Raw genomic sequence first — 12,353 nt, forward strand, 5'->3', positions numbered from 1 at the left:
GCTGTGTAACGTTCGCGTCACCCCCCCCACCCTCGGGGGTGGAACCACCCGGGGCCCACCCCCCCCCCCCGGGTTGGGGGGGGGCGCGGGATTGCCCCGCGATGGCCCTCAAGTTCAACCTTGAGCGAATTTCATCTCACGGGTCTCGCCCATCAACAACTGCGCATTCGCCTCGGTCACCTCACGGATGTAATCCCACAGCAGGGTAATCCGCTTGAGCTTGCCGAGATGCAATGCGCCTCCCGCATGAAATCCAACTGCAAGGCCAGGTTGGCGCCAATCTCGCCGTCGCAAATGGCGCATTGGGCTGCTGCGCAAATGACTTGAAGCCTGTGTGTCTCCGGAATGGCAGGCAGATGCTGCTCGCGGTACGCCGTTCGGACGTATTCCGCGACAGGGCCGCAAGGCGGCCCCAATGATGCAGGTTTTACTGCCCCAAGGTCACCCCTTCTCCGTCATAGCCCCCATCTTGCCGACCTGCTCGCTGGCCAGCCGACTGATGATCCGGATCGCCTGATGAATCCCCGCCGTATTGCGAAAGCTCAGCTGCGGGTTGTGCTCGCACTCCAGCACCTCGTCATGCTGGACCAGCGCTTCACCGAGCAATTCGAGGGTCCAGGCGTAGCTTTGGATGGTGGACAGGCGTTCGTGGTCAGTCATGGGATGCCTCCCGGTTTGCGCGGGTGGCGAGGGATTGGCTGTCGATTGGGTAGAAGGTTGGAGAAGGGGGCGCCGCGGGGGATGGGCGGCGGAGAGCGGATGCGAGGATCCTCAGTATCGTGGTGGTCATGCATGAGTTCCTTTCGTTATGGAACTGCCACCGCTCGCGGCCAAGCAAGTTTAGGTGGCAGCAGTACGCGGGTTGGCCGACCGGGACGAAAGGGGCCCGGCACACCCGAAGGTGTCCCGCGCACCACCGCCATAACGCGACATCGCGGGCACAAAAAAAAGCGCCTGCGATGAAGACTGGGCGCTGCTGCGCCTTTCGATTCCGACCGGCCAAGGTCGCGTCGCCGATACTCCGGCGACTGGGGAAATCTATCTCTGTTGGGCGCAAGGCGCAACCTTGGGGGGCTGACTTTGGGAGATTTCCCGCAGCGCGATATCGGTTATGGGCCTTTCCTAGGGTAACGAGCATGTGGAGATCTATAACCGACTGCAAGTTCCAAGCATTCAAGCCAAATGAGCGGGAGATCATTATGAACACTGTGCTACCCCCAAAACCGAATGGGCGGACATCAGTGCCACCCAGCCGCAGAGACTGAGCGTGAACATTGATAGGTTCAGTGATCGAGCCTGCACCTCTTGATGAACGACAGGCTTTCGTGGCAAATAGCCAGACCGGAACGGATCCGCTATGGATAGGCTTATGAACGCTAACGATTGGCTGGAGCAGCTTGACCGACACTTAGCCTCACCTTGTCTGACTTGGCTCTTAGGAGCAGGCGTGAGCTTTGGGGCAAAGATTCCCTTGATGTACCCCCTCACTGATAGAGTCAAAGCCTTGGCTCAGGGGACAGAGCACTTGGCGCTCCTCACTGCACTTTTTAATGAGATTCCTCAGGATGCTCATGTTGAGCATGTTTTAAGCCATCTGGGTGACTACAGTGCATTAGCATTGCGCTCTCGATCAAAAACCGTATCCATCGACAATACGGAATTCACTCTTGAGCAGATGAATGATGCTCACAAGACAATATTAAGGTGGATTGCAGAAACTATTCGCTGGGGGTATGTGCCCGCTCGGGGTGAGAACGCTGAGCAAGTGGGGAATGCCACTCAGCCACTGGTTCAAATAGGTGACCATAAGGATTTTGTCGACGCACTCTTCAAAACCTCGCAAGCAGGGCTGCATGATCGTAGGCGGGCGGTTAAGCTTTTCACCACAAACTACGATACGTTGATTGAAGATGCCTTGGCTCTTGCCAATGTCTCATATTGGGATGGGTTTTCGGGAGGGGCCGTAGCCTTTCGCACCCACCGCTTTGGAGACGAAGAACCTAAAAAATCCGTTAGAGCATGCGTTGTAAAACTTCATGGTTCTATCGATTGGTACTTGGGGGACGATGGAAAGGTTTGGCGCGTTCGTGATTTCGATACCTACCCAAATCGCCATGGACTGATCCTGATACATCCCCAAGCGACAAAGTACGCAGCCACCCAACGGGACCCATTTGCAGCACAGTTCGATCTGTTAAGGAAGTCTTTGTCAAATCACGAAGACAATGTCCTCGCTATATGTGGATATAGCTTTGGTGACGATCACATCAACGACGAAATAGAACTATGTATGGGGCGAGTAGATAGTCGAACCACTTTATTGGCATTTGTGCGCGAGGTGGATGGACTTCCAGAGTGCTTAGCTAAGTGGCGGGAAAAATCTTGGGCGGCTCGTCTTTATATTCTCACTCAGAATGGGCTTTATGTTGGTAATCGTGACGCTACTCATGCGCCCGCTGAGAATGCTGAGAGAGCCTGGTGGACATTTGCTGGGGTGACCAAGATGCTTCGTGATGGATCGGAGAGTTTTCTATGACAATGCCGTTCGAAGCAGTGCCGGACCTTAAGGTAGGCACAATAGTAGAGGTGTCAGGCTCGACAGTTAAAGTTGAGTTGTCTGGAGATGTTTCCGAGTTGACGAGAAGTTTCGGGGGGCGAGTTTACCCTATCGGCCAGATTGGGAGCATTGTGAAGGTTCATTTCGGCCGTCGCTTGGTGTTTGGTTTTGTGACATTGCTTCGAATGAAGTCTGAAGAGTTGGCCGATATGGCATTACCGTCTGTACCGGCTGACGCTGACCAGCGTGTCATGGAAATCCAGCTATTTGCGGAAGGCGCGTGGAGCTCCGGACAAAGACGGCTTTCATTCGCGCGTGGGGTGTCCACTTATCCACTGCCTCGGCAGAGCGTCTATCTCCTAACACGTGACGAGGCGACAATACTTTACCAATCTGCTGAAGGGCAACGGCCTGATGGAGTAGACTCGTTAGTGGCATTCGCGACATATGTTGGTGCCGATGCAGCAGTATGCCGTGCTAACGTAGACAAAATGTTTTCCCTGCACTGTGCTGTTTTGGGCTCAACTGGTTCCGGAAAGTCAGGAGCAGTCGCGGCTCTACTTCATAGCATTTTGGATCACTCCCCTGGCGTTGGGTTAATGTTTACGCCACGAATAGTTATGATTGACCCACATGGAGAATATGGGAAGGCGTTTTCTGAGCGAGCACGAGTTTTCAGAGCTTATGATCCTATCGGTACAGATGACACGCCGGGAACTCCTATCAGATTGCCTTACTGGTTAATGTCTGCGGAGGAGTTTAGGCTTTTGGTTATAGGGAAGACCGAGTTCGAAGCCACATCCCAAAATAATATAATATATAAAGCTCTTACTCATGCAAGGATGGTTGCCGCCGGGCTTATAGAACCAGCTCCCACCGGGTATGGCTGGGCAATTCCTCAAGACGGGTTGGATCTTGATGCACCCCGAGCGAAACAGGGTGTAAGCCCTTCTCAAATTATAGAGTTCGATAGAGATAAACCTCGTCCTTTTCTCCTAAGTGAGGTGCTGAACCACATCCATTATCTACAAGCTGCACGGGCAAGCAAAATGCTGGTAACTGAGAGGGTGACAGAAACTGATTTTGGAAAAGGGTTCAAGTCAATCATTGACAAACTTGGTATGCTTTGTCGTGATCCCCGTATTGATTTTTTGATGAGAGAATGGGATCCGCAGGAAAAGCTCGAATCTATAATTGCTCAATTTGTGGGTGAGTTGGCGGGTGAAGCAGACGTAAAGCAGGACCTCCGCATAATTGACATTTCAGGTCTTCCCAATGAAGTTGCTGGCCCTCTCGCCGCGGTGATTGCTCGCTTGCTTTTCCAGTACAAACTCTACCAGACGGTCGAGGAGCGCCGCAGAGATCCTGTTCTTTTGGTCTGTGAAGAAGCTCATAGATATGTTCCTGATCGCGGTGAAGCAGAATATGCAGCCGCCCAAACAGCAATCCGTCGCATAGCAAGAGAAGGGCGAAAATATGGAATCGGGTTAATGCTGGTAAGTCAGAGGCCCGCAGATATAGAAAGTACAGTCATCTCTCAATGTGGGACATGGCTCGTTCTCCGACTCAGTAACGCTGCTGATCAGGCGCATGTCGCTCGATTCCTCCCTGATGGGTTGACTGGGATGATTAAGGCACTTCCGACTCTGGCTCAGCAAGAAGGATTATTTGTCGGCGAAGGCGCAGCTCTGCCTGCGAGGGTGCGGATTAAAAATCTACCTGAGGAAAGATTGCCAAGGTCCGAGAGCGTAAGTTTTGCCAAAGGTTGGGCTGAACAGCGTCTGACCGATGATGAGTTGGCCGCCATCGCTGGTCGCATGAGCACCTGACGTAGTCTATCCCGACCCCTCAAGAAATCAGCGCATGACATGAGAGGCTTCTAGGGCCCACATGACACTCGCCGATGTTCATTTACTCTCTGGTGCTCTACGGTGCCAGAGGGGCTATGTGCCCAGGGCTTGGACGAACCTTTGCAGAGCACGTTGAGAGGTTCTACCTACAGCCGCAACAGAGTAATTTATTAATTCAGTCGCGTATGCCATTACTTTTCGGAGTAGATTTTTCGCTTTGGCTCAGTGTCATAAGTTTTGTCACAATCCCTATATGAACTTCATTGGCGAGCCCTTGCAGATGTCGTTAGGAATTCGCCTCCCTTACACCTATAGTTCTTCAGTCCACGAAGCCCATCACTCGGGTTTCGCCCAGCAGCAGCGGCCCGTTCAGCTCGGTCACCTCACGGATGTAATCCCACAACAGGGTAATCCGCTTGAGCTTCCTCAAATCCTCCCGGCAATACATCCAGAACTGTCGCGTCACCTCGATCTCCTCCGGCAACACCGTCACCAACCGCGGATCCTGCGCCGCCAGGAAGCACGGCAAAATCGCCAGCCCGCGCCCCTGCAACGCCGCCGTGTACTGCGCGATGACGCTGGTGCTGCGCAGGTGCGCGTTGGCATTGGGGATCAGGTTCGCCAGGTACAAAAGCTCCGAACTGAACGCCAGATCGTCGACGTAACTGATGAAGGGATGGCTCGCCAGGTCGCTCACCGCCCTGATCGGCGCGTGGCTGTCGAGGTAGTCCTGGGTGGCGTACAGCCGCAGCCGGTAGTCGCACAGCTTGCAGCACACATAAGGCCCATGCTCGGGCCGCTCCAGGGCGATGACGATATCGGCCTCGCGCTTGGACAGGCTGATGAAGTGCGGCAACGGCAGGATATCCACCGAGATCGCCGGCCAGGCATCGACGAAATGGCTCAGCTGCGGGGTGACGAAGAAGCTGCCGAAGCCTTCGGTGCAGCCCATGCGCACATGCCCCGACAACGCCACGCCCGAGCCCGAAACCTGCTCGCAGGCCATGTGCAGGGTGCTTTCGATCGACTCGGCGTAGCCCAGCAGGCGCTGGCCTTCGGCGGTGAGGACGAAGCCGTTGGTGCGCGACTTCTCGAACAACAAGGTACCCAGCGCCCCTTCCAGTGAGCCGATGCGCCGCGACACCGTGGTGTAGTCCACGGCCAGGCGCTTGGCCGCACTGCTGGCCTTGCGGGTGCGCGCTACCTCAAGAAAGAACTTGAGGTCGTCCCAGTTCAGCGCGCTCAGGGAGGTGAGGTCTTTTTGCATGATGATCCGGTTTTTTTGTTCATTCTTGTTGGATGTTTGCACATCTATACTCGATCTCAGCCCCTACACGCCACCCCGTGTCCACCCCGGCGTAGGCGTCTTCGTTCCGACAATAATTCCAAGGAGAGCGCAGATGAACGCACCCCACAACCCCAGCCAGACCAAGGTCGAACAGGTAAAACTGCTGATCGACGGCCAATGGGTCGAATCCAAGACCACCGAGTGGCGCGACATCGTCAACCCGGCCACCCAGCAAGTGCTGGCGCGGGTGCCGTTTGCCACCGTCGATGAAGTGAACGCCGCCGTGGCCGCCGCCGAGCGCGCCTTCAAGACCTGGCGCGACACCCCGATCGGCGCGCGCATGCGCATCATGCTCAAGCTGCAGGCGCTGATCCGCGAACACAGCAAACGCATCGCCGTGACCCTCAGCGCCGAGCAGGGCAAGACCATTGCCGACGCCGAGGGCGACATCTTCCGCGGCCTGGAAGTGGTCGAGCACGCCGCCTCCATCGGCACCCTGCAGATGGGCGAGTTCGCCGAGAACGTCGCCAGTGGCGTCGACACCTACACCCTGCGCCAGCCTATCGGCGTGTGCGCCGGCATCACCCCCTTCAACTTCCCGGCGATGATCCCGCTGTGGATGTTCCCGATGGCCATCGTCTGCGGCAACACCTTCGTGCTCAAGCCGTCCGAACAGGACCCGCTGTCGACCATGATGCTGGTCGAGCTGGCGCTGGAAGCCGGGATCCCGGCTGGTGTGCTCAACGTGGTGCACGGCGGCAAGCAGGTGGTCGATGGCATCTGCACCCACCCGGACATCAAGGCGATCTCGTTCGTCGGCTCCACCGAAGTCGGCACCCACGTCTACAACCTGGGCAGCCAGCACGGCAAGCGCGTGCAGTCGATGATGGGCGCGAAGAACCACGCCGTGGTGCTGCCTGACGCCAACCGCACCCAGACCATCAACGCGCTGGTCGGTGCTGCGTTCGGTGCCGCCGGCCAGCGCTGCATGGCTACCTCGGTGGCGGTGCTGGTGGGCAAGGCCCGCGAGTGGCTGCCGGACATCAAGGACGCGGCCAGCAAGCTCAAGGTCAATGCCGGCAACGAGCCAGGCACCGACGTCGGCCCGGTGGTCTCCAAGCGCGCCAAGGAGCGGGTGCTGGGCCTGATCGAAAGCGGCATCAAGGAAGGCGCCAAGCTGGAGCTGGACGGCCGTGACGTGAAGGTGCCGGGCTACGAGCAGGGCAACTTCGTGGGCCCGACCCTGTTCTCCGGGGTCAAGACCGACATGCAGGTGTACACCCAGGAAATCTTCGGCCCGGTGCTGGTCACGCTGGAGGTGGACACCCTCGACGAGGCCATCGCCCTGGTCAACGCCAACCCGTTCGGCAACGGTACCGGCCTGTTCACCCAGAGCGGCGCCGCGGCGCGCAAGTTCCAGAGCGAGATCGACATCGGCCAGGTCGGCATCAACATCCCGATCCCGGTACCGGTGCCGTACTTCAGCTTCACCGGCTCGCGCGGCTCCAAGCTTGGCGACCTCGGCCCGTACGGCAAGCAGGTGGTGCAGTTCTACACTCAGACCAAGACCGTCACCGCCCGCTGGTTCGACGATGACAGTGTCAACGACGGTGTAAACACCACCATCAGCCTGCGCTAAGGAGCTGACCATGCGTATCGCATTCATCGGCCTGGGCAACATGGGCGCGCCCATGGCCCGCAATCTGATCAAGGCCGGGCATTCGCTGAACCTGTTCGACCTTAACAAGACCGTACTGGCGGAGCTTGCCGAGCTGGGTGGGCAGGTCAGCGCCTCGCCCAAGGAGGCCGCGGCCAACAGCGAGCTGGTAATCACCATGCTGCCGGCCGCTGCCCATGTACGCAGTGTTTACCTGGACGAAGAGACCGGCGTGCTGGCCGGCATCCGCCCCGGCACCCCGACCGTGGACTGCAGCACCATCGACCCGCAGACCGCCCGCGAGGTTTCCAAGGCCGCGGCGGCCAAGGGCATCGACATGGGTGACGCGCCGGTCTCCGGCGGCACTGGCGGCGCGGCGGCCGGCACGCTGACCTTCATGGTCGGCGCCAGCGAGGCGCTGTTCGCCACCCTCAAGCCGGTGCTGGAGCAGATGGGCCGCAACATCGTGCACTGCGGCGAGGTAGGTACCGGGCAGATCGCCAAGATCTGTAACAACCTGCTGTTGGGCATCTCGATGATCGGCGTGTCCGAAGCCATGGCCCTGGGCAATGCGCTGGGCATCGACACCAAGGTACTGGCCGGGATCATCAACAGCTCGACCGGGCGTTGCTGGAGTTCGGACACCTACAACCCGTGGCCGGGCATCATCGAGACCGCACCGGCCTCGCGCGGCTACACCGGCGGCTTCGGCGCCGAATTGATGCTCAAGGACCTGGGCCTGGCCACCGAGGCCGCACGCCAGGCGCACCAGCCGGTGATCATGGGCGCCGTGGCCCAGCAGCTGTACCAGGCCATGAGCCTGCGCGGCGAAGGCGGCAAGGATTTCTCGGCGATCGTCGAGGGGTATCGCAAGAAGGATTGATGGGCGAGAGGGACTTCATCGCGGACCGTATGGTCCTCCCCCTTGTAACTGCGCACCTTGGGGGAGGGGCATGCGCTTCGCGATTTTTTTTGCCCGATGTTCCAACAGTAGCCTTGCTTGTGGGAGCAACTGTCTTTGTAGGAGCGGCCTTGTGTCGCGAAAGGGCTGCGCAGCGGCCCCGGCGATCGATGTGGTAACGCTGGGGCCGCCTTGCGGCCCTTTCGCGACACAAGGCCGCTCCTACAGGGTTTGCTGTTTTGCCGAGCTATCAGGCAAACACGAAGTACTTGCGCACCGTCTCGACCACTTCCCAGGTGCCTTTCATCCCCGGTTCGATCACGAACACATCCCCTGCCTTCAGGTGCTTGGGCTCTTCACCTTCCGGGGTGACGATGCAGTAGCCATCGAGGAAGTGGCAGAACTCCCATTTTTCGTAGTTGACCTCGAACTTGCCCGGGGTGCAGATCCAGGTACCCATGATCTTGCTGCCGTCGGCCGACAGGTAGGCGTTGAGGTTGACGGTGTGCGGGTCGCCGCCGATGCGCTTCCACTTGGTCGCGTCGACCACCGGGGTGGGGCAGGTTTCGCGCAGGACGGTGATGAAATCGGACATGGCGTGGCTCCAGGCAATGAGTGATAGAACGCATCACCATAGGGCCAGGCGTCGTCGGCCAGTTGCCTGTGCTCGACGCCTGGCTGTCTGGATGCGCTATCCGGCCTGCTGGCTCGGGCTGTGTACCACGCTGGCGCTGTCCAGAGGACGCTCAGCGCAGGGCATTCACCTCGACGGTGATGTGTGCCAGCTCTTCATGCACCCCAAGCGCCTGGCGCACGCTGTCGGCGCTCAGTGCGCCGGCGGTGGCCAGGCTGACGATGCAGGCGTACTGGTCCTTGCCAACGCGCCACACATGCAGGTCGGTGATGGCGGCGGGCACTGGCAGCTGCGCTACCACCTCGCGGATTTCCTCGACCACCGGCGCATCCATTTCGGCATCCAGCAGCACCCGCCCGGTATCGCGCAGCAAGCCTTTGGCCCACAGCGCCACCAGCATCGCGCCGACCAGGCCCATGACTGGGTCGAGCCAGCCGGCACCCCACAGTTTGCCGGCCACCAGGGCAACGATCGCCAGAACCGAAGTGGCGGCGTCGGCGATCACATGCAGGTAGGCCGAGCGCAGGTTGAGGTCGTGGTGGTGATGGCCGTGGTCATGTGCATGCTCGTGATGATGGCTGTGGTCATCGCGCAGCAACCAGGCGCAGATCAGGTTGACCGCCAGGCCGATCACGGCGATGAAGATCGCCTCGTCGTAATGGATGGCGCCTGGCGTCAGCAGCCGTTCAACCGACTGGAACGCCATCAGTGCGGCCACGCCAAGCAGCAACAGGGCGCTGGAGTAGCCGCCGAGAATCTCGATTTTCCAGGTGCCGAAGGCAAAACGACGGTCGCCGGCATAGCGCCGCGCAGCGGCGTAGGCCAGTAGCGACAGGCCGAGTGCGAGGGCATGGGAGCTCATGTGCCAGCCGTCGGCCAGCAGGGCCATGGAGTTGAAGAACCAGCCACCGGCGATCTCCGCCACCATCATCACGGCAGTCAGCCATACCGCCAGCCGCGTCTTGCGCTCTGCACCGAGGTTGCTGGTATGGAACTGGTGGCTGTGCAGCCAACGGTCGGAGGTTTGCGTGGTCATGGTTTATCATGCTCCCGGACAGGCGTGAAATATACTATACCCCAGTATACCTGCAGTGATGGAAGCAGAATGGCACATACCCTCAAGAGCAAGAAGCAGCTGCTGACCCGGGTGCGCAAGATCAAAGGCCAGGCAGCCGCGCTGGAGACCGCGCTGGAGCAGGAAAAGGACTGCCTGGCGATCCTGCAGCAGATCGCCGCCGTGCGCGGTGCAGTGAATGGGCTGATGGCCGAAATGATGGAAGGGCATATCCGCGAGCATCTGGTGGCGGAGGGGCTGAGCGCCGAGGAGCGGCTGGAGGAGGCCGACAAGGTAGCTGCGCTGCTGCGCTCGTACCTGAAATAGCGTTTGGCAACACCGTGGGGCTGGTCTCGTGATACGCGCTACAACCGCTCACGCACAGCGGCAATCACCTCAGGGATACCCCTCCCCAGTACCTTGGGTGGCGTCGGGCTTTCGCCGAACTCGCGCCAGACGAACAACGTCAGTTCCGCCCCGTCGGTCTTCGACAGGGCATGCTCCAGCGAGCCGAACTGTTGCAGCGCACGGTAGCGCTCATCAGCCCAGAACAGTGCCTCGACCCAGTCGTACACCGGGATGAAGTGAAAATGCAGCGGGCAACCCGGTACATGCCCGAAACGCCCGATGTACAACCACCTGGGCGCCAGCGTTTGCTCCATGGCCCGTTGCAGCCTGGCCATCAGCCGGCCCATGTCCGCCAGCGCCTGGTCGGGCAGGTCGGCCAGGCTGTCCACCGGCGCCCGCGAACCCAGCATCAGGTAGCCGGGCAGGCGCGACGTCAGGTGGTGGTTGACGATCCAGTGCTCGCTCTCGTGGACGATGTAATCCTGGGGAATGTCCACCGACTCAGGCCCACCAGTAGCGCACGAAGTGGAAGAACACCGGCGCTGCGAAACACACCGAATCCATGCGGTCGAGCATGCCGCCATGGCCTTCGATCATGTGCCCCCAGTCCTTCACCCCGCGGTCGCGCTTGATCGCCGACATCACCAGCCCGCCGAAGAAGCCCATGGCATTGACGGTCAGCGCCATCAGCGCCGCCTGCCAGAAGGTGAACGGGGTGATCCAGCACAGCAGCGCGCCCACCAGGGTGGCCAGCGCCACGCCGCCGGCCAGGCCTTCGACGGTTTTCGACGGCGACAGGTTGGGCGCCACCTTGCGTTTGCCGAACAGCTTGCCGCACACGTACTGCAGCACATCGCTGATCTGCACCACCAGGATCAGCCAGGCGATCAGCAGCAGGTTGCGGCCTTCGAAGCCAGGGATATCCAGGGTCATCAGCGCCGGCACTGACGACACACAGTACACCGCGATCATCAGCCCCCATTGCACCTTCGAGGCGCGTTCGAGGAAGCGCGTGGTGTCGCCGCCGAAGCTGGCGAGGATCGGCAGCAGCAGGAACAGGTACACCGGTATGAAGATGCTGAACAGCCCGTACCAGTCCATGGCGATCAGCAGGTACTGCACCGGCAGCGCCACGTAGAACGCCGCCACCAGCGCCGGGTAGTCGCTGCGCCGGGTCGGGGTGAGGGTCATGAACTCGCGCAGGGCGTAGAACGACACGCCGTAGAACAGCACGATCACCCCGTACTTGCCGAACACGAAGGCGATGCCGATCACCAGCACCATGACCCACCAGGCATTGATGCGCGCGTTGAGGTTGTCGATGACCGCGTGCGGGGCAGGGCCGGCGCGCCACTTGAGCAGGCGCCCGATGGCGCTGGCCAGCAGCAACAGGGCGCCGATGCCGGCGAACAGCGAAAGGGTGTTGTGATCCATCTCAGGCATCCTTCGGGGCCAGGTTCAGCAGGGCCTCGCGGGCCCGCTCGAGAAATGCGTGTTTGCCTTCGTCCGCCTGCAGGTGCAGCGGCTCGCCGAAACTCAAGGTGCACAGCAGCGGCAGCGGCAGGGCACGGCCCTTGGGCATGACCCGGTTGAGGTTGGCGATCCACACCGGCACCAGCTCGACCTGCGGGTTGGCCGCGGCCAGGTGGAACAGGCCGCTCTTGAAGGGCAACAGCGGTTCGTCACCGAGGTTGCGGGTGCCTTCCGGGAAGAAGATCAGCGAGTCGCCCTGGGCGAACGCGTCGAGCACCGGTTGCAGCGGATTGCCCTCGGCCGGCGTGCGTGTGCGATCGATCAGCACAGCGTTGAACACCTGGCGGATGAGGAAGTCGCGAATACCGGGCTTGCACCAGTAGTCGGCCCCCGCCACGGGGCGGGTGTGGCGGCGCAGGGGAGCGGGCAGTGCCGCCCACAGCAGCACGAAGTCACCGTGGCTGCTGTGGTTGGCAAAGTACAGCCGTTGTACCGGCTGTGGCGTGCAACCCAGCCACAGGGCGCGGGCGCCGGTGATCAGGCGGGCGGCGGAGGTGATGACTAAGGCGGTCAGGCTGGCGAGCATGGCGG

12 protein-coding genes and 1 pseudogene are annotated in these 12,353 nt (G+C 60.2%); 5 read left to right on the top strand and 8 right to left on the bottom strand.

Translation table 11 applies throughout. From position 1 onward, the window contains the following. Positions 1–114: 114 nt before the first annotated feature. Positions 115–228: pseudogene (locus tag ABE459_RS02005) on the bottom strand (LysR family transcriptional regulator); the annotation flags it as partial. A gap of 213 nt (positions 229–441) precedes the next feature. Continuing rightward, positions 442–660: a hypothetical protein gene (locus tag ABE459_RS02010; RefSeq protein WP_323833127.1), complete on the bottom strand. Its 219-nt coding sequence runs from the start codon at positions 658–660 to the stop codon at positions 442–444. Positions 661–1,369: 709 nt separating this feature from the next. Here ABE459_RS02010 and ABE459_RS02015 point away from each other — a divergent pair. Together ABE459_RS02015 and ABE459_RS02020 are read left to right on the top strand one after the other, a co-directional pair. Next, entirely contained in the window at positions 1,370–2,536 is a 1,167-nt protein-coding gene (locus ABE459_RS02015) for an SIR2 family protein (protein WP_323833125.1), read from the top strand. Further along, positions 2,533–4,386 carry an ATP-binding protein gene (locus ABE459_RS02020; RefSeq protein WP_323833123.1) on the top strand — a complete coding sequence of 618 codons (1,854 nt, stop codon included), beginning with the start codon at positions 2,533–2,535 and terminating at the stop codon, positions 4,384–4,386. The genes ABE459_RS02015 and ABE459_RS02020 overlap by 4 nt, the downstream gene beginning before the upstream one ends. A gap of 340 nt (positions 4,387–4,726) precedes the next feature. On the opposite strand, the gene ABE459_RS02025 is transcribed toward ABE459_RS02020, so the two are convergent. Further along, complete coding sequence (locus ABE459_RS02025) at positions 4,727–5,674, bottom strand: LysR family transcriptional regulator (RefSeq protein WP_323833121.1); 948 nt, start codon at positions 5,672–5,674, stop codon at positions 4,727–4,729. 133 nt (positions 5,675–5,807) lie between these two features. Between ABE459_RS02025 and ABE459_RS02030 the strand changes: the two genes are divergently transcribed. Then, complete coding sequence (locus ABE459_RS02030; RefSeq protein WP_125465631.1) at positions 5,808–7,334, top strand: CoA-acylating methylmalonate-semialdehyde dehydrogenase; 1,527 nt, start codon at positions 5,808–5,810, stop codon at positions 7,332–7,334. A 10-nt stretch (positions 7,335–7,344) separates the two neighbouring features. Then, positions 7,345–8,235 (top strand): 3-hydroxyisobutyrate dehydrogenase, encoded by an 891-nt coding sequence (gene mmsB, locus ABE459_RS02035; protein ID WP_125465630.1) that lies wholly within the window; start codon positions 7,345–7,347, stop codon positions 8,233–8,235. A gap of 268 nt (positions 8,236–8,503) precedes the next feature. On the opposite strand, the gene ABE459_RS02040 is transcribed toward mmsB, so the two are convergent. Then, on the bottom strand, positions 8,504–8,848 hold the full coding sequence (locus ABE459_RS02040; RefSeq protein WP_125465629.1) for a cupin domain-containing protein: 345 nt from the start codon (positions 8,846–8,848) through the stop codon (positions 8,504–8,506). Positions 8,849–8,999: 151 nt separating this feature from the next. Continuing rightward, positions 9,000–9,923, bottom strand: a complete 924-nt coding sequence (gene dmeF / locus ABE459_RS02045) for a CDF family Co(II)/Ni(II) efflux transporter DmeF (protein WP_323833117.1) — start codon at positions 9,921–9,923, stop codon at positions 9,000–9,002. 69 nt (positions 9,924–9,992) lie between these two features. Here dmeF and ABE459_RS02050 point away from each other — a divergent pair, with 69 nt between their 5' ends. Further along, complete coding sequence (locus tag ABE459_RS02050; protein ID WP_125465627.1) at positions 9,993–10,268, top strand: metal/formaldehyde-sensitive transcriptional repressor; 276 nt, start codon at positions 9,993–9,995, stop codon at positions 10,266–10,268. A gap of 38 nt (positions 10,269–10,306) precedes the next feature. Here ABE459_RS02050 and ABE459_RS02055 read toward each other — a convergent pair whose 3' ends face one another. The 3 genes from ABE459_RS02055 to ABE459_RS02065 are packed head-to-tail and all read right to left on the bottom strand — an operon-like array spanning position 10,307 to position 12,348. Further along, positions 10,307–10,786: an HIT family protein gene (locus tag ABE459_RS02055; RefSeq protein WP_323833115.1), complete on the bottom strand. Its 480-nt coding sequence runs from the start codon at positions 10,784–10,786 to the stop codon at positions 10,307–10,309. A 4-nt stretch (positions 10,787–10,790) separates the two neighbouring features. Continuing rightward, complete coding sequence (locus ABE459_RS02060; protein WP_125465626.1) at positions 10,791–11,723, bottom strand: phosphatidate cytidylyltransferase; 933 nt, start codon at positions 11,721–11,723, stop codon at positions 10,791–10,793. A 1-nt stretch (position 11,724) separates the two neighbouring features. Next, on the bottom strand, positions 11,725–12,348 hold the full coding sequence (locus tag ABE459_RS02065; RefSeq protein ID WP_346647909.1) for a lysophospholipid acyltransferase family protein: 624 nt from the start codon (positions 12,346–12,348) through the stop codon (positions 11,725–11,727). Positions 12,349–12,353: the final 5 nt, after the last annotated feature.

The sequence above is a fragment of the Pseudomonas sp. TWI923 genome (assembly GCF_039673365.1).
GTDB classification, from domain to species: domain Bacteria; phylum Pseudomonadota; class Gammaproteobacteria; order Pseudomonadales; family Pseudomonadaceae; genus Aquipseudomonas; species Aquipseudomonas sichuanensis.

What these genes read in the sequence shown, in the direction of transcription:
- ABE459_RS02010 (WP_323833127.1), bottom strand. Translation starts at nt 660, where the DNA reads ATGACTGACCACGAACGCCTGTCCACCATCCAAAGCTACGCCTGGACC.
- ABE459_RS02015 (WP_323833125.1), top strand. Translation starts at nt 1,370, where the DNA reads ATGAACGCTAACGATTGGCTGGAGCAGCTTGACCGACACTTAGCCTCA.
- ABE459_RS02020 (WP_323833123.1), top strand. Translation starts at nt 2,533, where the DNA reads ATGACAATGCCGTTCGAAGCAGTGCCGGACCTTAAGGTAGGCACAATA.
- ABE459_RS02025 (WP_323833121.1), bottom strand. Translation starts at nt 5,674, where the DNA reads ATGCAAAAAGACCTCACCTCCCTGAGCGCGCTGAACTGGGACGACCTC.
- ABE459_RS02030 (WP_125465631.1), top strand. Translation starts at nt 5,808, where the DNA reads ATGAACGCACCCCACAACCCCAGCCAGACCAAGGTCGAACAGGTAAAA.
- mmsB (WP_125465630.1), top strand. Translation starts at nt 7,345, where the DNA reads ATGCGTATCGCATTCATCGGCCTGGGCAACATGGGCGCGCCCATGGCC.
- ABE459_RS02040 (WP_125465629.1), bottom strand. Translation starts at nt 8,848, where the DNA reads ATGTCCGATTTCATCACCGTCCTGCGCGAAACCTGCCCCACCCCGGTG.
- dmeF (WP_323833117.1), bottom strand. Translation starts at nt 9,923, where the DNA reads ATGACCACGCAAACCTCCGACCGTTGGCTGCACAGCCACCAGTTCCAT.
- ABE459_RS02050 (WP_125465627.1), top strand. Translation starts at nt 9,993, where the DNA reads ATGGCACATACCCTCAAGAGCAAGAAGCAGCTGCTGACCCGGGTGCGC.
- ABE459_RS02060 (WP_125465626.1), bottom strand. Translation starts at nt 11,723, where the DNA reads ATGGATCACAACACCCTTTCGCTGTTCGCCGGCATCGGCGCCCTGTTG.
- ABE459_RS02065 (WP_346647909.1), bottom strand. Translation starts at nt 12,348, where the DNA reads ATGCTCGCCAGCCTGACCGCCTTAGTCATCACCTCCGCCGCCCGCCTG.